This is a genomic window from Marinomonas sp. (assembly GCF_039940335.1).
Taxonomy (GTDB): domain Bacteria; phylum Pseudomonadota; class Gammaproteobacteria; order Pseudomonadales; family Marinomonadaceae; genus Marinomonas.
Genome location: NZ_JBDVGW010000005.1, coordinates 259192 through 282476 on the forward strand (window position 1 = coordinate 259192; position 23285 = coordinate 282476).

The following is a 23285-nucleotide window of genomic DNA, read 5'->3' on the forward strand; positions in this document are numbered from 1 at the left end:
TTTTTTATGTTTATGAATTAACTTAGTTGAGGGTCAAGCAGAAGCTTTCTTCACAAACTGTGATTTCAACATCATATCCCCTGCACCATCCACCTTACAGTCGATGTCATGGTCGCCATCGACAAGACGCTTGATGGTGGCTTTGGTGCCGATTTTTAAAACCTGAGAAGAACCTTTCACTTTCAAGTCTTTGGCTAGAGTAACCTTATCGCCTTCTTCTAACAGCTTACCGCTGGCATCTTTGATGATTAGGGCATCCTCATCCACCAACACTTCATTGGGATTCCATTCGTGAGCACACTCAGGGCAGATCAATAGGTCTTGATCCTGGTAAGTATATTCCGAGTTACATTGTGGGCAATTGGGCAGAGCCATAATCATTTCCTTGAGTTGCATAAAATAATGGCGGCATTATACCCCTATTTTTCTTAGGGTTTTATGTTTTATCCAAGAGATTTCAGAAAGAGCAAAACTTACTTTCTCGTAAGTTCTGCAACGTTGCCTTAATAGCTTCTGAGGACTAGGTAGGCAGGCATTAACGCTGAGGCCACTCAACCATCAAGTCACTGCTGATTTTCTCTAGCGCTAACTCTAATGCCTCTAAAGATACGTCGTTTGGCACGGATAGCTCCATATCCGTTTTAAACAACATTTCCGAGCTCATCGGAGCTGGCTCGCAGTCGGTTGTAAGGGATTTCACGTTAACCATTAAGTTATGCAGCACTTGAGAAACTTCACGGACAATACCCGGACGATCGTTCCCAACCACAGATAAGGACACCAAAGTATTGTCGGTTTCCACCACATCGCCACTTTCAACGCGTATATGAAGCCCGAGCTTTTCATCATCTTGTAGGGCATGGATCAGGGCGTCTTTCTGATCTAATGGCACAGATACCACCAAAATCCCGGCAAACTTATTGGCAAGGTGAGACATTTTACTTTCCAGCCAGTTGCCCTGATGCTCTACCACAGTGGCTGAAAGGCGTTCTACCAAACCAGGCTTGTCATCACCAATAAAACTTAACACTAAATGCTGTGACATAAGGTACTCCTACTCTTGTTATTATCTTGTGTGGCCCATCCTTGATAAAACCACTGGGTTACGAAGATGGCTCTGTTTCTAGCTTAGCTTTTTTTGACGATACCACAGACCTAATGATGCCGCTAACACCCCAGAAATACTCCCCATACCGATCGACCAGCGAGCACCAAAAGTATCTGCTACCCAGCCAACCAAGGGTGCGCCAATGGCTGTACTGCCTAATGCTGTGGCCATAACCACGGCCATAACTCGACCACGGTAGGGTTTCTCTGTCGCCACTTGCATATAAGATGAAGTGGAGGTTGTGAATAGCTGCAAACTTAAGCCCAGCAAGATCAGCAGTCCAGCAAAGGACAAAAATGAAGTCGCCATTGATACTAATAAGCAACTTAGTGCAAACATGGCGGCCACTAATATCATAAAGTGGAAGGTCGGCGCTGAGGCACGACTTGCTGTGACCACAGCACCCGAAATCGAGCCGATCGCCATCATGGATATGAGCAATCCGTATTGGTCTGCATGGCCTTCAAATACATGTACCGTCATGGCAGACAGATACACTGAAAAATTCATGCCTAGACTACAGATCAAAAAAGACATAAATAAAATCACGGCCATTTCTCTGTGTTGCCAAATATAGCGAAAGCCATCTAAAAATCTGGCCATGCTCGGACCATTGGATGACACATCCGCTGCTCTTTTTGGCAAGCGTCTACGTAAAACAAATAACCCTAAAAGTAGCGGAAAGAAGGTCAACACGTTTATCATAAACACCCAACCACTGCCCACCAAAGCGATCAGTACTCCGGCAATAGAAGGTCCTATAAGACGTGCACTGTTAAAGGCCACAGAATTTAGCCCCACCGCATTAGATAGTGCTTTTTCATTGACTAGATCGGAAACAAAAGCATGACGTGCAGGAGCATCGAAAGCCGCCACACAGCCTAGCGCTAAGGCACAGCCACACACTTGCCATAACACCACATGACCACTGATCACCAATACTCCTAAGAGCAAGGCCAAGGCCGCCATCAGCGTTTGAGTAATAAAGAGTAATTTACGTCGATCCACCCTATCTGCCGTCCAACCCGTAATCGGCAATAGCAGAATTTGTGGCGCAAATTGTAAAAATACCACCAAGCCTACGGCTGCGGCATTTTTATCGGACAGTTCTGCAATCACCAACCAATCTTGGGCGGTTCGTTGTAGCCAAGTACCGATATTTGAAATGGCTGAACCCCAAAACCAAATTCGATAATTAGGGTTCGATAACGATCTAAATGTACTGGCCAATCTTTTCTCCTACTATCACTTGAGCGAACTTCCCTATCTTGATTTGGTTGTCTTTACGGTCTCATGGCACTTTGTGGTACGGATTTTGTTAGATGATTATCCCTATTAGCTCCTAATTTCTCATCTACTTTTACGTTGCCAGCATGGTAATAATGATGAGTACTCGCCAATGACAAGGATAGATTCGATGAAATATATAAGTTACGCGTTACTCGCTTTGCTTTTAAGCGCCTGCTCTAATGCCGATTGGCGAACCGCCAGCCGTGAGCCAGCCGGTATTGCACCTAACCCAGACGAGCATAAAGAAGCCGTGATTGAGTTTTACGCAGCAGATGCTTTTAGCTGGCGAGGTTGGTTTGCCGTGCATACTTGGGTGGCCGTTAAGCCAGAAAATGCCAGTCAATATACAGTTTATGAAGTCACTGGCTGGCGAGTCAAAAGAGGCTTACCGGCACTCAATGAATATCATACCGAAACCCCTGATCGCTATTGGTTCGGTGCCGAACCAGAAAAAGTGCTGTCACTGAGTGGTGAAAAAGCCGCTCGTTTAATCCCTGAAATCACCACCGCGGTAGCGCGTTATCCATGGGCCAATGAATACACGGTTTTCCCAGGACCAAACAGCAATACTTTTCCTGCTTGGTTGGGCAAAGAAATACCTGAACTAGAACTAAACATGCCTTTTAGTGCCATTGGTAGTGGCTACGCAAGCCACTAAAGAAAAAAGCGGCCTACCTATTCAGGTCGACCGCTTGCGTTTCATCCACAGGTTAATGCTTGGTCATGCCAGGATTCGGAATAAAGTTAATCACAACTTCTTCCGCTTCTGGGGCACTCACATGCGGCTGATTGACGCGGGTTACCAATTCAGGTGACTGCGCTTGTATGCTAGTAGATTGAGTATCCTCATAGCCACAAGCAATGCATTCACGAAACTGTTTTTCCGCTTCATCATCTCGCCAAGCACGAATCTTATCCATCTCACTACAGCGAGGGCATACGGCTCCCGCGATAAAACGTTTAACTGTCATTAGTTCTCCACCCATATTCGGGTTAAGCGGCAATACCGCTGTGCCTTAAAAGTGCATCCGTACTTGGTTCACGGCCACGGAAATCAGCGAACAATTCCGCTGCGGGGCGGGAACCACCATTGGCTAATATGGTATCACGGAAGTGGGCACCGGTTACCGTATTGAAAATACCTTCTTCCTCAAATTTCGAGAAAGCATCGGCAGATAATACTTCAGCCCATTTATAGCTGTAATAGCCGGCAGCATAACCACCCGCAAAGATATGCGAGAAACTGTTTTGGAAACGGTTAAAGCTCGGGGGTGCGGTAACCGCCACTTGGCTACGCACTTCGTCAATCACAGCTTGTACCGACATGCCTGTTTGATATTCTTTGTGTAGGCGGAAATCAAACAGTGAAAATTCCAGCTGTCTGACCATTTGCATGCCTGATTGGAAATTTTTAGCGGCTAACATTTTATCCAATAAATCCACGGGTAAAGCTTCACCGCTTTCATAGTGGCCAGCAATATGAGCCAAGGCTTCGGGCTCGTAGCACCAGTTCTCCATAAACTGGCTTGGCAACTCTACCGCATCCCAAGCAACCCCATTGATCCCAGACACGGAGGATACATCTACTTGCGTTAGCATATGGTGTAAACCATGACCAAACTCATGGAATAAAGTGGTGACTTCATCGTGAGTTAACAAGGCTGGTTTGTCACCTATAGGTGGCGTGAAATTACAAACAAGATACGCAACCGGTAGCTGAAGACGATTATCACTTAGTCTGCGGCGCGTTCGGCAAGAGTCCATCCATGCACCACCACGCTTCGCTTCACGGGCGTATGGGTCAAGATAGAAGCGCGCAACATCTTCTCCTTCTTTACTGATGGTAAAGAGCTTCACATCTTTGTGATAACTATCGAAGTCTTGCTCCTCGCGGATTGACACTCCGAATAAGGTTTGTGCCACGTGAAACAATCCAGACAACACTTTGTTCATTGGGAAGTAAGGTCTTAGCTCTTCTTGGGACAAGCTGTATTCGTGTTGGCGTAGCTTTTCCGAGTAATAGGGCATATCCCAAGCATTCAAACTTTCAACGTCATACTGCGCTTTGGCGAAGGTTTTTAATTGCGCCAAGTCTTGCTCTGCGGAAGGTTTTGAACGGCTCGCTAGGTCATTTAGAAAATCAATGACTTGCTGACCATTGTCGGCCATTTTTGTCGCGACAGATAACTCGGCATAGTTCTCAAACCCCAAAATTTCTGCCATTTCATGGCGTAGCGCTAAAATTTCGTCAATCAGGTTCGCGTTGTCGAATTTCACCTCGCCACCTTGATCTGAAGCGCGAGTGGCATAAGCGCGATACATTTCTTCTCGTAATGGGGCGTTATCTGCATAGCTCATCACAGGAATATAAGAAGGTAAATCGAGCGTAAACAACCAGCCATCTAAGGCCTTAGCCTGTGCCATTTGTTTTGCTTGATCGAGAGCCGATTCAGGTAAGCCAGACAATTCGCGCTCGTCAGTAATATGCTTGCTCCAAGCTTGCGTTGCGTCCAACACATTTTCACCAAACTGGCTGCCTAGCTCAGACAACCGCTGGCTAATTTCTGCATAACGCTGTTTTGCTGCCCCTTCTAAACCCACACCAGAAAGTTCAAAATCTTTAATGGTTTGAGTTAGTGCTTCGGTTTGTGCCACCGACAAATGCTTAGCTTGATCACTTTCTGCTAAGGCTTTATAGGCTTGATAGAGCGCCTTGTTTTGCCCAAGTTCAGTATAAAACTGAGTCAGCTTAGGTAAGCAGGCATTGTAAGCCTCACGGATCTCCGGGGAATTCTTAACGGAATTTAAGTGACTTATAGGTGACCAAAAATTATTTAGATCGTCATGTAATTGATCTAAAGGTAACACTAAACTTTCCCATGTAGGCTGAGTATTATTCGTAACACAAGCTTCAATAGCTTGCTGATTATGGGCCAGTATCTTGTCCAACTCGCTTTCTATTGTCTGTACGTTAACCGCTGAGAAAACAGGTAAACTGGTCGCGTCCCAAACAGATTGTGACATAACATGATATCCTTTTTTGAATAAGTATATTGGGCACGATGTAACGGGTGAATAGGCTCACATCCAATGTGTGAGACAGCAGTACTCACGTGCCAAACTGTTTTTAAACTCTACCTATTAGATAGGTAGTAATTGTGTTTTTTCAATGAATAAATAACTATTAGGTTAATAACAAACAACCTTGCTCAATCAATATAGAGAAACATTATGGTGATGAGATCTTTTCGAGGCAAAACCCCTCAACTAGGCCAACGAGTTTGGATTGATGAAAACGCAGTAGTGATTGGCGATGTTCACATTGGCGACGACAGTTCGGTGTGGCCCCTAGTGGCGATTCGTGGTGATATGCACAGCATTCGCATCGGCGCTCGTACCAGTATTCAAGATAACTCATGCTTACACATCACTCACGCAAGTAGCTACAAGCCTGAAGGCCATCCGCTAGTCATAGGCGACGATGTCACCGTTGGCCACATGGCCATGCTCCACGGCTGTCAGATTGGCAATAAAGTATTGGTCGGGATGGGGACAACCATACTAGACGGGGCAGTGATTGAAGACGAGGTCATTATCGGTGCAGGCTCCTTAGTGCCACCCGGTAAAGTACTTGAATCCGGTTTTATGTATTTGGGCTCCCCGGCTAAAAAAGTTCGTCCGCTAAGCGAAAAAGAGATCGAATATTTCCAATATGCAGGTCTTAACTATGTGAAACTTAAAGATGAATACCTTGCCGAGTGGGAACTTTCAGCTCCCAATAGGGACTGATACTCCATCTTTTTAAAAATTTTCATATTTTGTGTAATAAAGTGTGAACAACGCCGTCTAATCATTGAATACTAAACCGAGGCTAGAATGAGCAATGCAAGGTCAACGTCTGATATAGAAAGTGCTCCAACAGCGGCTATCTTCCACGATGCTGTTTTTATTGAGGATCTACGTAATCAAATGCAAAAATTTGCGGTATTACAGGTCCGAGATGTTCAGCTAGCGGAAGATGCGGTGCAAGAGGCTATGATATCGGCTTACCAAAACATAGAACGCTTTGCTCGAAAGTCCGCCTTTAAAACCTGGGTGTTTAGTATTCTGAAAAACAAAATAATTGATTTGCTTCGCAAAGAAAAACGCCATTCAGCGGCTTCCGATCTTGAAAATGGAAGTAACACAAATGGTGAGGCTCTAATGGATCAATTATTTGTCGAGAACGGACATTGGCAAATGAACGAGCGTCCAAAAAAGTGGGATCAACCCGATCATCATGTAGAAAACAAAGATTTTTGGGTGATTTTTGACGCCTGTTTAAATGGTTTACCAGAAAAATATGGTCGACTTTTTATGATGCGGGAGTTCCTAGAAATGGATACCGCAGAAATCTGCCACAATGAAGAAATGTCAGTCAGTAATTTGAATGTCACCCTATATCGCGCGCGCTTACGCCTTCGTGAATGTCTGGAGGACAACTGGTTTCAAGTGGAGAATTCTTAGACTATGATGAAATGTAAAGAAGCCACCCAACTGCTATCTGAAAAACTTGATAGACCGTTGGACAGAAAGGAAAAGCTTGCTTTGGCAATGCACACTGCGATGTGTCCCCCTTGCCGTCAGTTTGGCAAACAGATGGAAGATTTACGTTTTATTGCTAAAGCTTATATGGACCCTGAAACATCTCACAAAAAATAAATTTGATTTTTTTGTGTAATAAATCAATAGGGACCTACGACTAACTCAATGTAACCATAAGACATGACTGTCTTACCTTTAAACGAAAAGAGGAAATACCCATGAAAAACACTAAAACTTCTTTATCTCTTGCTCTAGGTACAGCCATCGCTCTTACAGCCGTTGCCGCACCTGCTGAAGCCGCTAGCAAAGAAAAATGTTACGGCGTTGCATTAGCAGGTCAAAACGATTGTGCAGCGGGCCCAGGTACATCTTGTGCAGGTACATCTAAAACAGACTTCCAAAGCAACGCTTGGAAACTTGTTCCAGCAGGCTCTTGTGTTGAAATGGAATCTAAAACTTCTGCAACTGGTTTCGGCCAACTAAAAGCTTTCTAAGACGCTTTTATCATGAACTCAGCGACACAAGCTCTTAGACAACAAGTGCTTAATAAAGATGAGGGTGACACAACACCCTCAAGCTTTCTATCCCAAACAGGCATTAGCCTGAAAGCCAATTATTTCCAAACTATTTTAACGGATCGCCCTAAAGTAGGTTTCTTTGAAATTCATGCAGAGAATTACTTAAGCGCAGGCGGCCCAGCACGTTTTCATTTAGAAAAAATCAGACAACACTACCCTATAACTATTCATGGTGTAGGCTTATCTCTCGGTGGCGAAATGCCTCTTGATCAGACGCACCTTAAGCGGGTGGTAAAACTGGTCAATGACATGCAACCAGAAATTTTTTCTGAACACCTAGCATGGTCAACTCACAACAATGCCTTTCTTAATGACCTGTTGCCTGTGGCATACGATCAGCAAAGCTTAAACAGAGTCTGTGAACACATAGATCAATTACAGAATGCCCTTCAGCGTCGGGTACTGATCGAAAACCCTTCGACTTATTTTGAGTTTACTCATAGTGATCGCAGCGAAATAGATTTCATATCCGAAATGAGCCAGCGTACTGGCTGTGGCTTATTATTGGATGTAAACAATGTTGAGGTCTCTTGCTTCAATCGATCTGCCGACCCTTTCGAGTACCTAAACGCATTCCCTGTGGCCTCTGTTGGGCAAATACATCTGGCTGGACACACACTCGACGACAATCCAACGGTGCCTTTGAAAATCGACAGCCACGATGCCGCTGTTTGCCACCAAGTTTGGGAACTGTATCGCCACACTTTGCAACTCACGCAAGATTGCCCTACTTTAATAGAGCGTGACGGAAACCTACCACCACTGTCAGAATTACTTGCCGAAGCACAACATGCGGACCATATTCGCCGTAGCTTGGCCTAAGGGGATAAGTGTGAACTCAAAGTTCCAAGCGGCACTTTTAAGTGAAGACAACCAGTTCTATCAAACTGTAGACGCCCCTTCTATTACTGAAAAAGAAGCTCGTCTTAACGTCTATCGCAATAACGTTTTCGTTTCTCTCATCGATGCTCTAAGCGATATTTTTCCGGTAACACAGACCCTTGTCGGAGAAGACTTTTTTCGTGCAATGGCGAGAGAATACGTTCAGCAAAACTTACCGAAAAGCCCAGTGATCAGTGAATATGGTGAGCATTTTGCTGACTTTATTGCTCAGTTTCCACCCGCCCAAAGTTTGCCTTTTTTGGCCAACCTTGCGGCGCTTGAGCACGGCATGCTGACACTCACCAATGAAGCCGAAGAATCTACTTTGTCGCAGCAAGACGTGGCTGAAGCATTTTCACAAGTAGAAGATCCTAGTGATTTGTTGCTTGCACTGCCCACCAGTTCGAAAATTTTTGTTTCGCCCTACGCCATAGGCTCAATATACAAAGCCCATCTTAATGATGGTAATACCCGCTTAGGTGAGGTGAAGGTAGATTCGACAGAACATTTATTTTTGGTGAAGTCGCACTTATACGCCCAATTGCATATCATCACTAAAGCCGAAGCGATTTTTTTTAAAAACTTATTGCAGGGCAAGTCCTTAGCGGAAGCCGCCCCAGATGAAGAAGATTTTGACTTAGGGAGTAGCCTCGCTAAGTTAATAGAGTGGAAAGTATTAACCCAAATACAAAAAGCATCCCGTTAACGTTCTCAATTTAAGGTGAGCCATTATGTTGTCTTTGATACTAAAAACCAGTGAGGGAATTTTCAAAAAGATTCCTGAGTCACTGATGCTATTTATCGCACGTTTTTCCATCGCAGCGGTTTTTTGGAAATCCGGCCAAACCAAAATTGAGGGCTTTTCTCTTGATTTTATTGCCATGAAATTTCAACTCGACTGGCCTCAATTGGCAGAAACCACGCCCTTTCTATTTGAGTACGAATACAACCTGCCCCTGATACCGCCTATGATCGCCGCTGTGTTAGCGACTTTAGCAGAGCACATTTTACCTATTTTGGTATTAGCGGGAGTATTTACGCGTTTGGCTGCTTTTGGTTTAGCGGCGATGACAATGGTCATTCAACTGTTTGTTTACCCTGATGCCTACCCAACCCACGGCACATGGTTAGCGATTGCTCTTGTACTAATGTACCGTGGCGCAGGCGCGTTTTCAGTCGATCACTTAATCACTAAACGTTCGGCAGCGTAAAGGTTCGTGTTGCTTTGTGAGTGAGCTCTGCTGACCCTGATAAGGTATCAGTGAGCTCACTTAATTGCTCTGACGTGGCTTCGTTACTGCTCGTCACTTCGACAATTCGTGTCACATGCTCGGTAATATCACTCGCCTCGTTCGCCTGCTGTTGTGCCAAGAGAGATAACTCATCAAGGCTACTCAAAGATTGAGCCGAATCGGCCTCAAGCTGCTGTAAAGGCGCAACAACGTTTTCTATCTGCTCTACGCCAACACGCATCTTCTCTTGCCCTTGAGACATTTCAGCGGAAATCTGTTCAGAAAGACTCGCGATACGGGTAATCACCTCATCAATCGATGCGGTCACTTCTGCGGTATTGGTGGCAAGATTACGGACCTCATCAGCGACAACGGCAAACCCTCGACCAGTTTCACCTGCACGAGCGGCTTCAATAGAAGCATTCAGTGCTAATAGATTGGTTTGCTCGGCAATGTTTCGAATGCTGTTTACAAACTCAGTGACGGTCACTGCGTTGTTGGTCAGCTGTGCTACGGCGTGAGAAGTTTCATTAATGTAGGCCGCAACAGAGGTAATATCCTGCACTGCATCCGTGATCACTTGCTTACCATGCTTAGCAAGATCGTGGGCGGCTTCTGCTTGATTTCGAGAAACGCCTACGTGCTCAGAAATAACCCCTGCCGCACCGGACAATTCCCCCACGGACTGCTGGATTTCATTAGCCATACGGGCTTGAGTTTGTGAGCCTTGCTGCACATCTTTCACGTTCTTACACATGGACTCGGTTGCATCAACCACCACGCCAACGTTTTGATCAATCTTCTCAATAACATCGATTAAACTTAAACGCATGCGCTTAACACTCGCCAATAATTGACCAATCTCGCCTTTCGGTTCACTTTCGATCGTTTGGGATAAGTCTCCTCGGGCAAATTTGTCGAGTATGCTCACCACATAACTTAATGGCGTGACTATGCTACGGGTAATCAACACAGACATGACTGCACCAATAAGGATAGCTAAAATACCGACACCAACAGTCGACCAAATAGCAATATCCGCTTCACTTAAAATCTCAGATTGGCGATGCTGCATCATATTACGTTCACGAGAAGACAGAGCTTGAGTTTGATCTAGAAAGGTTTGCAGTTCTGCCCGAGTTAAACCTGCCATGAGAGCCTTAGCATCGGCCAGCTCACCGAACTCTAACGCTTCCACTGTGGATTGTAACGCGGCTTGATAAACGACTCGTTGAGCTTTGAGGGATTCTACCATCTCTTTATTAGCAGGGTCTTGAACGAGCTCAGACATGGCTGCTAAACTGTCATCTAGACGCTTATTACGCTCGTCTATTTCTTTGTAGATTGCCACTCGGGCATCTCGCTCTTCGAGCACAAACAGCAGTAGTAAGCGGCTGGCGAGGCTTTCCGCGTTGACATTTACCTCACCTGCTAAATCCACCAATGCGGCGTTTTCATCAACAATGCCACGAATATTGTTCGACAGTAGCTGAAAGCGTGTTGCAGACAAACCAATGACTAAAATCAACAAGGCTAATAACACTATGTAACTTGTCGTTAGACGGCTACGAATACTTGCAAAACCCAACATAAATCACCCTCTACATTTTGTTATTGGTTCCAAACCATTAACTCGTTAGACGTCCATAATCTATTTAATCCTAACAGCTGAACTACTATGTCTACAATGAAGCGTTTTGCTTTAGTGATTTCATGGTAAGGCTTTGCGTGAACGAGCAAAGGGCACGGTATAAGCCACCAAGAACAAAAAGGCAGCACACACCACCACACTTGGTCCTGTGGGTGTATCCCATTGATAAGATGCCCACATGCCACCACAGACAGCAAGACAGCAAGACAGCCAATAATACTTGCCATGCTGGCCATTTGAATGGGCGTTCGAGATAACTTTCGTGCGGTGGCTGCCGGAATGATCATCAAAGAAGTGATCAACAACACCCCGACAATTTTCATTGCCACGGCAATAACTAAGGCCACCAATAGCATCAGTAGTAAACGAATGAACTCAACCGGATAACCTTCCACTTTAGCCAGCTCTTCATTGACCGTCATTGCTAACAAAGGTTTCCAAAAAATTACTAAAAGTGAAATAACAGCTAAACCACCTGCATAAATCCAATATAAGTCTTCTGGACTGATCGCTAGCAAGTCACCAAATAAATAAGCCATTAGATCAATGCGGATATTATCTAGAAAGCTGACGGCAACCAAACCTAATGATAGAGCTGAATGCGCTAAAATCCCCAGTAATGTATCTGTGGCGATAATATGTTTTTTCTGCAGAACCACTAGAACTGCGGCCAAGCCCACACAAAGCACTATGATGGCTAGATTCAAATTCACATCAAACAGGAAACCAAGCGCGACGCCAAGCAAAGCCGAGTGAGCCAGAGTATCGCCAAAATAGGCCATGCGACGCCATACGACAAACGCCCCTAAAGGACCGGCAACCGCCGCAACACCCAAGCCTCCCAACAGCGCTCTGAGTAAAATATCAAACATTATTAAAAGTACTCCAAATCGGTAACAAGGGGATCTAACTCACCAGATTAATGATGGCAATGACGATGCGCATCATCTTGTGTGGATAAAATATCGCCATGGTCATCATGAACATGATCATGTTGATGGGCATATATTGCGATGGATTCATCAGCGCCCGGCACCCCAAACAAAGCTTGATAAGCAGGGTGACCCGTCACGTGTTGCGGCGTTCCAGAACAGCAGACATGCTGATTAATACAGACGACCGTGTCGGTTTTTGCCATCACTAAATGCAGGTCATGGGAAACCATTAAAACCCCACAATTCAACTCATTTCGTATGCTTTCAATAAGGTTATAAAGCTCTACCTGTCCATTAACATCCACCCCTTGTACGGGTTCATCCAACACCAATAAATTAGGACGGTTCAATAATGCTCGCGCCAATAAAACACGCTGAGTCTCCCCCCCAGATAACACTTGCACTTGAGACTGTAATAAATGTGCAATACCCAACTTTTCTAACGTTGGGAGAATTTGTTTTTTATCGACACCGCGCACCAGAGCTAAGAAATGCTTCACGGTTAAAGGAAGAGTCGGATCAATATGTAGCTTCTGAGGCATATAACCAATCCGCAAAGACGGGTGCCGCTCTATCTGCCCTATGGTTGGAGCCTGCAACCCTAAAAGAATCCTAATTAGAGTACTCTTACCACTACCATTAGGGCCAATTAACGTAACGATTTCGCCCTCGTTTATCGTCATATCAATTTGGTCTAATAATGTTCGACCGTCAAATGAGATGCCAACCTGTTTAAAGGCCGCCAATTGTTGAGTCATTCTTTTGTTTCCCCTTCGTGGGTCTGGCAATCCTGGCACACACCTGTTAGTTCAATGGTTTCTGAGCGTAATGCAAAACCTTGCGTCATGGCTTTATTCTCGAGAGATGCATGTATATCTTGATAGTCAAATTCCATGACAATATGACAGTCGTCACAAATCAAAAAATACCCTTTGTGCGGTTTGTCCGCATGGGCACAGCCCAAATATGCATTCATGGACTCTACTTTATGGATCAGTCCCGTTGACAGCAAAAAGTCTAATGCACGATAGACCGTTGGCGGGGCCGAATTAAAGCCTTCATCGGCGAGCTTTGCTAGCAGCTGATAAGCCCCCAATGGACGATGACTTTCCCAGATGAGTTCTAATGCACGACGGCGTACTTTGGTCAGGCGTTGGCCTTGTTCTAAACAGAGCGTTTCCGCTGTCGCTAAGGCCTGTTTGATACAAGCATTGTGATTGTGATCATGTTGGTCGAATACCATTAAAATGCCCTCCCTGAATTCATCATGTAGCCCCATACCATGGAACTACCGATTAAGATCAATGCTAATGCCGCAGCATAGGAAAAGGTCTTGCTAAGACGAGCACGCCATACGCCCTGTGAACCACTGACCATAAAGCCGGTGTCACGCACCAAGACACTGACCGCCGCCAAAGCAGACACTGTAATGGCAGTGCCTAGGCCCATCGCAAAAGTGGCAGCAACCCCCCATAAGAAGATGTTGGTGCTCATGGCAAACAACAAGACTAATACCGCCCCAGTACAAGGACGAATGCCCACCGCTAAAATCATCGCCCAGAGGCTGCGTTGTGCAGTTTTTTGCTCGGCCGCTTGATGCTCATGAACTTCATGATCATGCTTGTGATGACAAGCGGGAGAGTGCAAATGTTCACTAGAACAATGGTGGTGTGTGTGGTCATCATGGTCATGTGAGTGATCGTGCCCACAACTGGATTTACCTCGCAGCAGCCGAGTTAGCATCCACATCCCCATTAGTGCCACCGCTGAGAAACTAGCAATCTCTAGCAAGCGACTGATCTGCATGGCTTTACCCGCCAAGGAAAACAGCTGGCCGAGTACGAGCATAAGAGCAATGGCCATTAAAGCCTGTGCCAACGCACAAACAAAAGACAAGGCAATTCCGTGTTTAACAGAAGAACGACTTGCTAGCATATAAGCTGAAATAACCGCCTTACCATGACCAGGGCCCGCGGCGTGAAACACGCCATACATAAAGCTGGCAAACATCAAGCTCCACAACAAAGCTGGGCTCGCATCTTGGCTAATGGCTCGAACTAAGGTCACTAACTCACGATGCAGTTGCGCCTGTTGAGCAAGCCCCCATTGAATAAATTCTTGGTAGCCGAAGAAATCGACTGCGGCGAATGCTGGCCCTGCCAGAAAAACAAACGATAAGGCCAAAAAAGCGGCGTGCCGTACCATAACACCTACCCATTAATAAAAATTTAATTGTTATAGTATAACACTTGACTTAGAAGGAGAAGCCGTTATCGCAACTCTCCTTCTTTCAGGTCGATAGGTGATCTAGCTGACCATAGGTTGTAGAAAGCCCATTACGCCACTCATGAAGATTTGTGCCGCCATCGCCGCTAAAATAAGACCGGTAATTTTCGATAAGACATTCAGGCCAGTACGCCCTAATAGGCGCTCGATTATCGATGAAGAGTACAGCAGCACAAGCAGAGAGCCTAGTGCCAGCAAAAGCCCCATAAGACCAACAATTAAATCCCAGCCTTGTAATTCCGCACCATACACCAGAATCGTACCAATTGTGGCAGGACCAATAATAGTTGGAACGGCCAACGGCACCACAGACACATCATCTCGCTCTTCACTGGGCATGCCCACGGCATGATTACGAGTGCCGTCTTTTACCAAACTTAGCGCCGACATAAAAAGCAAAATACCGGAACCAATTCGGAAGGAGTCGAGGGTAATGCCCAGTACCGCAAATAAGCTACTACCGAAAAACAGTAGCACTAAGGCAATGGCGATTGCGGCGATAATAGCTTTATTGGCGACTTGCTTACGCGCCGCGGCGGATTCGCCTCGGGTTAAAGCTAAGAACATTGAAAGCACAAAGAAGGGAGCGAATAAAAAGAAGAATTTTATCCAAGTTGAGATCAGTAAACTCATTGAGTGGTTTCCACATAAGAGACTCGCTTAGCGTTGGCTTAACGCGAGACGAACACCAAAGCCCACCAGCAATACGCCTGTGAGGCCATCCAAGACTTGCGCAACTTTTGGTCGCGCTAGCCAAACTCTCGCTCTATGAACCATAAGAGCCAGAAAGGTTTGCCACACCATCGCTATGATAAAGTGAAGGGAGGCCATAAAAAGTGACTGCGCCAATGCCGAATGGCTCGGATCAATAAACTGAGGCAAAAATGCCATATAGAAAATAATAGGCTTGGGATTCAACACGTTAGAAAGCAACCCTTGGCGAAAGCTTCCCCATGATGTTAACGCTTTAGGACCTTTGCTAGTATCAAAGGTCATGCCTTTAGGGCGCCAAGCGCTACGCAGCGCTTGCACACCTAAGTAAACTAAATACGCTGCACCGAGCAATTTAAAAGCGGTAAATAAGCCTGCCGAGCCAAGTAGAATCACCGACAACCCCAAAGCGGAAACCGTGGCGTGGGCAAACAAGCCCATACAAATGCCCAAGCTGGTTAAAAAACCTAGTTTCCAACCTCCTGTGACAGAATTACGCATCACTATGATGGTATCTACCCCCGGACTCATGGTCAGTACCATAATGGCAGCCAAAAACGAAAACCACTGAAAATGCTCTAGCATGTTACAACTCCAACGAAAGGGATGACATAAACCACGGAAAAATTAAGGGGAACACTGCAGATCGACCCAAGATTCAACGGCCATTTCTTCTGCTTCACGAGAAATGAGCGTGCACGTTTCTGCATAGGCACCAGACAATCTAAGCAGGCCCTCTTCTAAAGGCACCATAGCAAAATACAGCTCATCATCGCCGAACGCTAAACTCAATGTATCACGCACTAAATCGACACTTTTAGGCAACTGAATACGCAAGCTCACCCACAACATTTGATCTTTGATACCAAGATCCAAAATGTCTACGCTTTTAGGTGCCATTGGGTAACCATCTACAACCATCTTGATAAAGTAGTTGTACTGGTCAAACGAGCTAAGCACTTCAATCAACTCTACTTTTTCTTGGCCACTAAGCTGGGCATTTGCATCCACATCGTACTCAACAATCAGGCTGGTTGAAGTAAATAGATCAAACGACCAAGTCGCTTGTATATACTCCACTTGAGGTTGGTCCACCGTAATCTGATACTGGGAGTCTACCCATACATGAGGATGCGCTTGACTGCTCCCCAAGTAAAAGATGCCAACAAGCGCCAGCCAAAAATGTTTCATGTGTTACACCATGAGCGCTGGAGTATGTCTCACTCGCGCCTCTAAAATTCGTTGAAATTCTTTTGGATCATGCTGTTGAGCCAAACGCTCAGGGTCATCTTTCGCACCATGCCACGCTTCTAATCGGGACAACCAAAAACGTAACGCAGCAATACGAAGCATATATGGCCAGGCTTCTTGCTCTGCTACGCTCGGCACACGCTGAGCAGTGTAAGCCGTCAGTAACGCTTGGTATTTTTCCATATCCAACTCGCCAGTAGCACGATCACTGCACCAATCGTTTACCACAATGGCTAGATCGTACATTACCCAAGTGTGGCAAGCATTATAGAAGTCGATAATGGCCGACAGTTTTTCACCGTTAAACAAGGTATTGTTATAAAACAAATCCCCATGAATGGTCGCTTTAGGCAGATCCCCATGTTGGGCAATAAAGGTATCAAACTGAGCAATCTGAGTACTTAACAAACTGAATTGTTCAGACTCTAACTCAGACTCTAGCAAACGACTGGTTTCATGCCACCAAGCGATACCGCGATGGCTCTCTCGCTGCGTTGGAAAGTCTTCTCCCGCAAGGTGTAACTTCGCCAGTACGTCTCCCATCTCACGACAAGTATTGGCATTAGTCGAGGCCAATTCCTGCCCGCTAAAGCAGTCAACGATAATCGCTGGGCGCTCATTGACCATCCGCAAACGCTCGCCTTGACTGTCTACTAGCGCCGCAGGAACATTGAAACCTTTTTCTTGTAGATGTGCGACAACATCTAGAAAGTACGGCACTTCCTCAAACTCAAACTCTTCGAACAAAGTTAAAACGTATTTGCCCGTTGTGGTGTTCACAAAATAGTTGGTGTTTTCAACACCACCTGAGATCCCTTGAAAAGAAACCAGCTCGCCTAAAGAATAATCAGCCACTAAGGCCCGCATGTCAGAGTCCGAAAGGGAAGTGTAAACAGCCAAGTTTGCTACCTATAAATGTCGTAAAAGGGTAATTTAAAAATCCAAAAGCCTATGCTCCACAATAAGCAGGAAAAGGTCAATTCGTTCTAAGCAAAAGCGTGATTTATTCCTTCAGATAGCAACGAATTGCAAGCCATAAGGAGTTTCCATCATTAATGAGCATTAAGACTGCAAAAATCATCGCAAGCGCTTAGAATAGATAGCAATTATCGCCGATTCATTTAGAGGTCTTATTTTGGCTACGGATTCATCAACACAAACACCCCCTATGATTCTGGTAGACGGCTCGTCTTACCTTTACCGAGCATTCCATGCGATCCCCCCCATGAGTACCAGCGACGGGCACCCTACCAACGCGACTCGTGGTGTCATCAGCATGATCCGCAGCCTGATCAAAACCTATCCTGACTCTCCAATGGTGATCATCTTTGATGCCAAAGGTAAAACCTTCCGCGATGAAATCTACAGTGAGTACAAGGCACAGCGTCCACCTATGCCGGATGATCTTCGCCCGCAAATTGAGCCCATTCACCGTATGGTAGAAGCCATGGGGCTTCCCTTAGTGATTATTGATGGCGTGGAGGCGGATGATGTGATTGGCACCATCGCCAAGCAAGTCGGTGAAGCGGGTCGTGAAGTGGTAGTGTCCACTGGCGATAAAGATATGGCTCAGTTGGTTACAGAGAAAGTCACCCTAGTAAATACCATGAACAATACCGTGATGGACATTCAAGGTGTCAAAGACAAGTTTGGCATTCCACCAGAATTGATCATCGATTATCTCGCTTTAATGGGTGATAAGGTGGATAACATTCCTGGTGTGCCTGGCGTGGGCGAAAAAACCGCCTTGGCTTTGTTGCAAGGCTTAGGCTGCATACAAGACATTTATCAGCGCCTTGATGACATTGCTGACTTGGGCTTTCGTGGTTCAAAAACCATGGCCAAGAAAATGGCCGAACACAAAGAAATGGCCGAGCTTTCATACACCCTTGCCACCATCAAGTGTGATGTCGAACTGCCCTTCAATGCACTTGAACTTAAAAATGGCGAAGCGGATAAAGCCACGCTTAAAGAATGGTTCGCTAAGCTGGAGTTTAAAACTTGGCTGGCAGACCTAGACAAAGCGCCAAGCGTTGAAACCGCCAGTGATACGGTAAATAGCGCCGGACAAGCAGCAGCCCCTGTCGCGGCCAATATCGAGATTGAATACGACACTGTTTTGGATAAAGAGAGCTTTGCTGCTTGGCTAAAAACTATTCAAGACGCTGAGTTAGTCGCCTTTGATACCGAAACCACCAGCCTAAACTATATGGTTGCAGAGCTGGTCGGCGTGTCTTTCTCTGTCTCACCGGGTAAAGCGGCCTACGTGCCTTTTGCCCATGACTATGAAGGCGCGCCAGAGCAACTGGATCGTGACTGGGTATTGGCGCAATTGAAGCCTTGGCTTGAAGACGACAGCAAAGCAAAAGTCGGTCAACACCTTAAGTACGATGCCAATGTGTTGAACAACTATGACATTGAGCTTCGCGGCATTGCTTATGACACCATGCTCGAGTCCTATGTTTACAACTCGGTGAGTTCTCGTCATGACATGGATACCCTAGCGAAAAAGTTCTTAAACCACACTTGTGTCAGCTTTGAAGAGTTAGCCGGTAAAGGTAAGAAGCAAAAGACGTTTAACCAAATCGAACTGGAACAAGCCGCTTTCTACGCCGCCGAAGACGCCGACATTACCCTGCGCCTGCATCAGGCAATCTGGCCGCAAGTGGAACAAACACCTGAGCTTGTCAGTATCTTTAAAGACATCGAATGTCCGCTAGTGCCAGTACTGGCGAAAATGGAGCAAACGGGCGCTCTCATCGACCCTGAGTTACTGCATCTACAAAGCACCGAGATCGGTGCCAAGCTACAAGAACTAGAGATTAAAGCGCATGAACTGGCCGGTGAAAGCTTCAATCTGAGCTCACCTAAACAGCTACAAGTTATCTTGTTTGAAAAGCAAGGTTTGCCAGTCATTAAGAAAACCCCGAAAGGCCAGCCTTCTACTGCTGAACCCATCTTACAGGAGTTAGCGCAGGATTATGAGCTGCCACGTTTAATCATGGAGCACCGCAGTTTATCTAAGCTCAAATCAACCTATACTGACAAGCTACCAGAAATGATCCAAACGACTGGGCGCATCCATACCTCTTACCATCAGGCAATCACTGCCACAGGGCGTTTGTCCTCTACTGATCCAAACTTGCAGAACATTCCGATCCGTACCGCAGAAGGTCGTCGCATTCGCCAAGCGTTCGTCGCACCAAAAGGCTACAAACTACTGGCCGCGGATTACTCTCAAGTAGAGCTACGTATCATGGCGCACTTGTCGCAAGACAAAGGCTTGCTCGATGCCTTCACCCGCGATGCCGATGTTCACAAAGCCACCGCAGCGGAAGTATTCGAAGTCAGCTTAGAGGAAGTCACCACAGAGCAGCGTCGTCGCGCTAAAGCCATTAACTTTGGCTTGATCTACGGCATGTCAGCCTTTGGCCTAGCGAAGCAGCTGGATATCAGCCGACCAGAAGCGGCGAAATACATCAAACGCTACTTTGAGCGCTACCCAGGTGTGCAACAGTACATGGAGAACACCCGTGAAGGCGCGAAAGAGAAAGGCTACGTGGAAACCATTTATGGTCGCCGCTTATACCTGCCTGACATCAAGGCCAGCAACGCCATGATGCGCCAAGCCGCCGAACGCACCGCGATCAACGCACCGATGCAAGGCTCCGCCGCCGACATCATCAAACGCGCTATGATCAAGATGCACAGCTGGCTCGCCGACACCGACCTAGACGTGAAAATGATCCTGCAAGTACACGATGAATTGATCTTCGAAGTGGCCGAAAACGACCTTGAAAGCGCACAAGCGAAAATCGTCGACATCATGCAGAACAGCAGCCAAATAGACGTGCCTTTGCTGGTTGAAGCAGGCGTTGGTAACAACTGGGACGAGGCGCATTAAGCGCCTCGTTAAATCGATAAAGAGACTTCAAATGACAAGGCGTAAACAAAGTGTTTTCGGTTGGATATGGTTTGTCATCTGGCGTGCGGCGTTACTCTTAGTACTATTTTTATTGTTGTTCCGCTTTGTACCACCCCCAACAACGGCATTTATGCTGCAAAGTGATTATCCCGTCACTCACCATTGGATCAGTATTGATAAGCTGCCACCTCAGGTGCCATTAGCGATTGTTGGTTCCGAAGATCAGCGTTTTCCTCAGCACTTTGGCGTTGATTTTGTTGCTATTACTAAAGCCCTCAGTCAATACGATGATGGCGAAGGCCTGCGTGGCGCCAGTACGATTACTCAACAAACGGCAAAGAACCTTTTCCTCTGGCCGGGGCGAAGTTTTATTCGCAAAGGGTTAGAAGCAGGGTTAGCCATTAGCCTTGAAGTCATTTGGGGCAAAAAACGTATTCTAGAAGTGTATTTAAACGTGGCGGAATTCGGCCAAGGCATTTATGGTATCGACGCTGCGAGCCAGCATTATTTTGGTCGCTCTGCCCGTCATCTAACAGGCAATCAAGCTGCACGATTAGCCGTACTATTGCCCAGCCCTCGAACACGAGACCCAAACCGTTTAACACCAAATCTGCGTCAAAGGGCCGATTGGGTGGAGCGTCAGATGCAGCAACTTGGCAGTGGTTACCTTGCCCCTATACTCGATAATTAGCAGGCTAAGGCCTCTCTTTACTGCTAGAATGCCTGTTATTTTTCAGTTGTTACGCTTAAAGGCAGGCTATGACCGTTCTTCTAATGACTCCCCCCATGACGCAACTCAATACGCCCTATCCAGCAACGGCGTATTTAACGGGCTTTTTACGCTCACGGGGTTATGAGGCGACACAAAGAGACCCTGCCATTGAGCTTTTCTTGGAGATGATGACAGCATCTGCACTGGATATTATTCGTCAGCACGTTGAAGCCAATTTTGAAGCCTTCGCGGATGAAGAGTTGCCAGATGTTATCTTCAACTTTTTGGCCGAATTTGACCGTTATCGCCTGTGTGTTGAGCCTGTCATTCGTTTTTTGCAGGGTAAGGACTCGAGCCTTGCCCTACGCATTGTCTCACGACGCTTTTTACCGGAAGGCCCCGCCTTTGACACTATAGCGCAAATGGAAGCCGTGTCCGGTGATATCTTAAAAACCGCCTTTGGTAATCTTGGCATTCAGGATCAAGCCAAGTATTTGGCCACCTTATTCATAAATGACTTGTGTGCTGTTATTACACAAGGTGTGGATCCAGACTTTCAAGTCAGTAGCTATGGTGAACGTTTAGCCGCCGCCAACCCAAGTTTTGACGATCTTTATAACACCTTGCTAGATGAGCCCAGTTTTAGCGCTGAGATACTCGAACAATTGGTTGAGCAGTATTTGCAAGAAACCCAGCCCAGTGTTGTGGCACTCACCGTGCCTTTTCCTGGCAATATGCTCGGGGCTCTGCGTATTGCGCAAACCTGTAAAGCCATTCAGCCAGATTTGCCGGTGGTGTTAGGTGGTGGCTTTGTGAATACCGAATTGCGTGCGCTAAAAGACCCTCGTGTGTTTGAATTTGTAGATTTTATTTGCCTTGATGATGGGGAGCGCCCCTTCATGACCTTGCTGGAATACTTTGCTGGTGAGCGCCAGCTAGACGAATTAGTTCGTACTTACTTTCTTGCCGAAGATGAGCAGGGGCAGGTCTATGTGCATTTGAACGACAACAAAGAGCTACATGATATTCCTCAATCAGACGTGGGTACTCCTATCTACGATGGTTTGCCTTTGAGTGAATATTTATCCTTATGTGACATGCTTAACCCTATGCACCGTATTTGGAGTGATGGCCGTTGGAATAAACTCACCATTGCTCATGGCTGCTATTGGCGTAAATGTAGCTTTTGCGATGTCAGCCTAGATTATATTGACCGCTATGATGCCGCTGGGGCTGATTTATTGGTGGACCGGATTGAAGAGCTTATCGAAGAAACCGGCCAAACGGGCTTTCATTTTGTCGATGAAGCCGCGCCACCAAAAGCTCTGTTTGCGCTAGCCAATCGGCTTATTGAGCGCGGTGTGGTGATCAGCTGGTGGGGCAATATTCGCTTTGAAAAAACCTTTACCCCAGAACGCTGCCAGTTACTGGCGGACTCTGGATGCATTGCCGTCAGTGGCGGCTTAGAAGTCGCCTCGGACCGATTGTTAAAGCTAATGAAGAAAGGCGTCAGTGTTGAACAGGTCGCGAGAGTCACTAAAGCCTTCAGTGATGCCGATGTTTTGGTACACGCCTACTTGATGTATGGCTTTCCCACCCAAACCGATCAAGAAACCGTCGATTCACTGGAAATGGTGCGACAAATGATGGCGCAAGGCTGTTTCCAATCGGCCTATTGGCATCGCTTTGCAGCAACCGTACACAGCCCAATCGGCATACGCCCACAAGATTATGGCATTACATTAGAACCCCATTCTGACATCCAATTTGCCGAGAACGATGTTGATTTTACAGACCCCACCGGCACAGACCACGACATGCTCGGCAAGGGTCTTCGTAAGGCCCTGTATAACTACATGCATGGCATTGGCTTTGAGCAGCCGATGAACTTTTGGTTTGAGCAAGCCGTGCCGCGGACCAAGGTAAAAGAAAGCCTAATTTCACAAGCTGTTTTCAATACAATTGCAACACATTAACCCTTTGATCATTATGCTAAAAAGCCAGTTTGTTGCATAAAAACTTCTCTTAATACAACAAATTGGCTATCTTTATCATAGCTTTTATTTGTTTGCTCTCCTTGTGTGGATAGCTCAAACTACACTTCGAGAATATACAACTACACTTAGCTGAACTCGAACCA

The 23285-nt window shown here is 46.1% G+C and carries 24 protein-coding genes and 1 pseudogene; 11 read left to right on the forward strand and 14 right to left on the reverse strand.

Features of this window, described 5'->3' with window-relative positions:
- Positions 1–33: 33 nt before the first annotated feature.
- The 3 genes from ABJF92_RS03285 to ABJF92_RS03295 all read right to left on the reverse strand — a co-directional run bounded on the left by ABJF92_RS03285 (position 34) and on the right by ABJF92_RS03295 (position 2338).
- Positions 34–375: a zinc ribbon domain-containing protein YjdM gene (locus tag ABJF92_RS03285; RefSeq protein ID WP_446814419.1), complete on the reverse strand. Its 342-nt coding sequence runs from the start codon at positions 373–375 to the stop codon at positions 34–36.
- Between the two features lie 160 nt (positions 376–535).
- Complete coding sequence (locus tag ABJF92_RS03290; protein WP_446814420.1) at positions 536–1045, reverse strand: glycine cleavage system protein R; 510 nt, start codon at positions 1043–1045, stop codon at positions 536–538.
- A gap of 78 nt (positions 1046–1123) precedes the next feature.
- On the reverse strand, positions 1124–2338 hold the full coding sequence (locus tag ABJF92_RS03295; protein ID WP_446814421.1) for an MFS transporter: 1215 nt from the start codon (positions 2336–2338) through the stop codon (positions 1124–1126).
- Between the two features lie 187 nt (positions 2339–2525).
- On the opposite strand from ABJF92_RS03295, the gene ABJF92_RS03300 reads away from it, so the two are divergent.
- Positions 2526–3056 carry a DUF3750 domain-containing protein gene (locus tag ABJF92_RS03300; protein ID WP_446814422.1) on the forward strand — a complete coding sequence of 177 codons (531 nt, stop codon included), beginning with the start codon at positions 2526–2528 and terminating at the stop codon, positions 3054–3056.
- Positions 3057–3108: 52 nt separating this feature from the next.
- Here ABJF92_RS03300 and ABJF92_RS03305 read toward each other — a convergent pair whose 3' ends face one another.
- Together ABJF92_RS03305 and prlC are read right to left on the reverse strand one after the other, a co-directional pair.
- Complete coding sequence (locus ABJF92_RS03305; protein WP_446814423.1) at positions 3109–3369, reverse strand: YheV family putative zinc ribbon protein; 261 nt, start codon at positions 3367–3369, stop codon at positions 3109–3111.
- Positions 3370–3391: 22 nt separating this feature from the next.
- Positions 3392–5422, reverse strand: coding sequence for an oligopeptidase A (prlC, locus tag ABJF92_RS03310; RefSeq protein ID WP_446814424.1), 2031 nt, complete (start codon positions 5420–5422; stop codon positions 3392–3394).
- Between the two features lie 207 nt (positions 5423–5629).
- Between prlC and ABJF92_RS03315 the strand changes: the two genes are divergently transcribed.
- The 7 genes from ABJF92_RS03315 to ABJF92_RS03345 all read left to right on the forward strand — a co-directional run bounded on the left by ABJF92_RS03315 (position 5630) and on the right by ABJF92_RS03345 (position 9653).
- Complete coding sequence (locus ABJF92_RS03315) at positions 5630–6187, forward strand: gamma carbonic anhydrase family protein (protein ID WP_446814425.1); 558 nt, start codon at positions 5630–5632, stop codon at positions 6185–6187.
- A gap of 87 nt (positions 6188–6274) precedes the next feature.
- Entirely contained in the window at positions 6275–6904 is a 630-nt protein-coding gene (locus ABJF92_RS03320) for an RNA polymerase factor sigma-70 (RefSeq protein ID WP_446814426.1), read from the forward strand.
- Positions 6905–6907: 3 nt separating this feature from the next.
- Positions 6908–7099, forward strand: a complete 192-nt coding sequence (locus ABJF92_RS03325; RefSeq protein ID WP_446814427.1) for a zf-HC2 domain-containing protein — start codon at positions 6908–6910, stop codon at positions 7097–7099.
- 101 nt (positions 7100–7200) lie between these two features.
- Positions 7201–7476, forward strand: a complete 276-nt coding sequence (locus ABJF92_RS03330) for a BufA1 family periplasmic bufferin-type metallophore (RefSeq protein WP_446814428.1) — start codon at positions 7201–7203, stop codon at positions 7474–7476.
- Between the two features lie 12 nt (positions 7477–7488).
- On the forward strand, positions 7489–8382 hold the full coding sequence (gene bufB, locus ABJF92_RS03335; RefSeq protein ID WP_446814429.1) for an MNIO family bufferin maturase: 894 nt from the start codon (positions 7489–7491) through the stop codon (positions 8380–8382).
- 10 nt (positions 8383–8392) lie between these two features.
- Positions 8393–9148 (forward strand): HvfC/BufC family peptide modification chaperone, encoded by a 756-nt coding sequence (locus ABJF92_RS03340; protein ID WP_446814430.1) that lies wholly within the window; start codon positions 8393–8395, stop codon positions 9146–9148.
- A gap of 25 nt (positions 9149–9173) precedes the next feature.
- The gene (locus ABJF92_RS03345; RefSeq protein ID WP_446814431.1) at positions 9174–9653 is read left to right on the forward strand and encodes a DoxX family protein; all 480 of its coding nucleotides are present in this window, start codon (positions 9174–9176) and stop codon (positions 9651–9653) included.
- On the opposite strand, the gene ABJF92_RS03350 is transcribed toward ABJF92_RS03345, so the two are convergent.
- The 9 genes and pseudogenes from ABJF92_RS03350 to ABJF92_RS03390 form a co-directional block, all read right to left on the reverse strand.
- Positions 9634–11265, reverse strand: a complete 1632-nt coding sequence (locus ABJF92_RS03350; RefSeq protein WP_446814432.1) for a methyl-accepting chemotaxis protein — start codon at positions 11263–11265, stop codon at positions 9634–9636. The genes ABJF92_RS03345 and ABJF92_RS03350 overlap by 20 nt on opposite strands.
- Before the next feature lie 120 nt (positions 11266–11385).
- A pseudogene (znuB, locus tag ABJF92_RS03355) lies at positions 11386–12197 on the reverse strand (zinc ABC transporter permease subunit ZnuB).
- A gap of 47 nt (positions 12198–12244) precedes the next feature.
- Positions 12245–13018, reverse strand: coding sequence for a zinc ABC transporter ATP-binding protein ZnuC (gene znuC / locus ABJF92_RS03360; protein WP_446814433.1), 774 nt, complete (start codon positions 13016–13018; stop codon positions 12245–12247).
- Positions 13015–13503 carry a Fur family transcriptional regulator gene (locus ABJF92_RS03365; protein WP_446814434.1) on the reverse strand — a complete coding sequence of 163 codons (489 nt, stop codon included), beginning with the start codon at positions 13501–13503 and terminating at the stop codon, positions 13015–13017. Before ABJF92_RS03365 ends, znuC begins: the two co-directional genes overlap by 4 nt.
- On the reverse strand, positions 13503–14465 hold the full coding sequence (locus ABJF92_RS03370) for a nickel/cobalt transporter (protein ID WP_446814435.1): 963 nt from the start codon (positions 14463–14465) through the stop codon (positions 13503–13505). Before ABJF92_RS03370 ends, ABJF92_RS03365 begins: the two co-directional genes overlap by 1 nt.
- Before the next feature lie 102 nt (positions 14466–14567).
- Positions 14568–15179 (reverse strand): MarC family protein, encoded by a 612-nt coding sequence (locus ABJF92_RS03375; RefSeq protein ID WP_446814436.1) that lies wholly within the window; start codon positions 15177–15179, stop codon positions 14568–14570.
- Between the two features lie 27 nt (positions 15180–15206).
- Positions 15207–15842, reverse strand: coding sequence for a LysE family translocator (locus ABJF92_RS03380; protein ID WP_446814437.1), 636 nt, complete (start codon positions 15840–15842; stop codon positions 15207–15209).
- Between the two features lie 42 nt (positions 15843–15884).
- Entirely contained in the window at positions 15885–16448 is a 564-nt protein-coding gene (locus ABJF92_RS03385; protein ID WP_446814438.1) for a DUF1007 family protein, read from the reverse strand.
- Between the two features lie 3 nt (positions 16449–16451).
- Complete coding sequence (locus ABJF92_RS03390; protein WP_446814439.1) at positions 16452–17408, reverse strand: homoserine kinase; 957 nt, start codon at positions 17406–17408, stop codon at positions 16452–16454.
- 268 nt (positions 17409–17676) lie between these two features.
- On the opposite strand from ABJF92_RS03390, the gene polA reads away from it, so the two are divergent.
- From polA to ABJF92_RS03405, 3 genes are all read left to right on the forward strand, one after another.
- Positions 17677–20412 (forward strand): DNA polymerase I, encoded by a 2736-nt coding sequence (gene polA, locus ABJF92_RS03395; protein WP_446814680.1) that lies wholly within the window; start codon positions 17677–17679, stop codon positions 20410–20412.
- Positions 20413–20443: 31 nt separating this feature from the next.
- Positions 20444–21124 carry a monofunctional biosynthetic peptidoglycan transglycosylase gene (mtgA, locus tag ABJF92_RS03400; protein WP_446814440.1) on the forward strand — a complete coding sequence of 227 codons (681 nt, stop codon included), beginning with the start codon at positions 20444–20446 and terminating at the stop codon, positions 21122–21124.
- 68 nt (positions 21125–21192) lie between these two features.
- Positions 21193–23121 carry a B12-binding domain-containing radical SAM protein gene (locus ABJF92_RS03405; protein ID WP_446814441.1) on the forward strand — a complete coding sequence of 643 codons (1929 nt, stop codon included), beginning with the start codon at positions 21193–21195 and terminating at the stop codon, positions 23119–23121.
- Positions 23122–23285 lie beyond the last annotated feature (164 nt).

Bases quoted from the DNA above. Each gene is read 5' to 3' on its own strand.
- ABJF92_RS03285 (WP_446814419.1), bottom strand. From the start codon at position 375: ATGGCTCTGCCCAATTGCCCACAATGTAACTCGGAATATACTTACCAG.
- ABJF92_RS03290 (WP_446814420.1), bottom strand. From the start codon at position 1,045: ATGTCACAGCATTTAGTGTTAAGTTTTATTGGTGATGACAAGCCTGGT.
- ABJF92_RS03300 (WP_446814422.1), top strand. From the start codon at position 2,526: ATGAAATATATAAGTTACGCGTTACTCGCTTTGCTTTTAAGCGCCTGC.
- ABJF92_RS03305 (WP_446814423.1), bottom strand. From the start codon at position 3,369: ATGACAGTTAAACGTTTTATCGCGGGAGCCGTATGCCCTCGCTGTAGT.
- prlC (WP_446814424.1), bottom strand. From the start codon at position 5,422: ATGTCACAATCTGTTTGGGACGCGACCAGTTTACCTGTTTTCTCAGCG.
- ABJF92_RS03315 (WP_446814425.1), top strand. From the start codon at position 5,630: ATGGTGATGAGATCTTTTCGAGGCAAAACCCCTCAACTAGGCCAACGA.
- ABJF92_RS03320 (WP_446814426.1), top strand. From the start codon at position 6,275: ATGAGCAATGCAAGGTCAACGTCTGATATAGAAAGTGCTCCAACAGCG.
- ABJF92_RS03325 (WP_446814427.1), top strand. From the start codon at position 6,908: ATGATGAAATGTAAAGAAGCCACCCAACTGCTATCTGAAAAACTTGAT.
- ABJF92_RS03330 (WP_446814428.1), top strand. From the start codon at position 7,201: ATGAAAAACACTAAAACTTCTTTATCTCTTGCTCTAGGTACAGCCATC.
- bufB (WP_446814429.1), top strand. From the start codon at position 7,489: ATGAACTCAGCGACACAAGCTCTTAGACAACAAGTGCTTAATAAAGAT.
- ABJF92_RS03345 (WP_446814431.1), top strand. From the start codon at position 9,174: ATGTTGTCTTTGATACTAAAAACCAGTGAGGGAATTTTCAAAAAGATT.
- ABJF92_RS03350 (WP_446814432.1), bottom strand. From the start codon at position 11,265: ATGTTGGGTTTTGCAAGTATTCGTAGCCGTCTAACGACAAGTTACATA.
- znuC (WP_446814433.1), bottom strand. From the start codon at position 13,018: ATGACTCAACAATTGGCGGCCTTTAAACAGGTTGGCATCTCATTTGAC.
- ABJF92_RS03365 (WP_446814434.1), bottom strand. From the start codon at position 13,503: ATGGTATTCGACCAACATGATCACAATCACAATGCTTGTATCAAACAG.
- ABJF92_RS03370 (WP_446814435.1), bottom strand. From the start codon at position 14,465: ATGGTACGGCACGCCGCTTTTTTGGCCTTATCGTTTGTTTTTCTGGCA.
- ABJF92_RS03375 (WP_446814436.1), bottom strand. From the start codon at position 15,179: ATGAGTTTACTGATCTCAACTTGGATAAAATTCTTCTTTTTATTCGCT.
- ABJF92_RS03380 (WP_446814437.1), bottom strand. From the start codon at position 15,842: ATGCTAGAGCATTTTCAGTGGTTTTCGTTTTTGGCTGCCATTATGGTA.
- ABJF92_RS03385 (WP_446814438.1), bottom strand. From the start codon at position 16,448: ATGAAACATTTTTGGCTGGCGCTTGTTGGCATCTTTTACTTGGGGAGC.
- polA (WP_446814680.1), top strand. From the start codon at position 17,677: ATGATTCTGGTAGACGGCTCGTCTTACCTTTACCGAGCATTCCATGCG.
- mtgA (WP_446814440.1), top strand. From the start codon at position 20,444: ATGACAAGGCGTAAACAAAGTGTTTTCGGTTGGATATGGTTTGTCATC.
- ABJF92_RS03405 (WP_446814441.1), top strand. From the start codon at position 21,193: ATGACCGTTCTTCTAATGACTCCCCCCATGACGCAACTCAATACGCCC.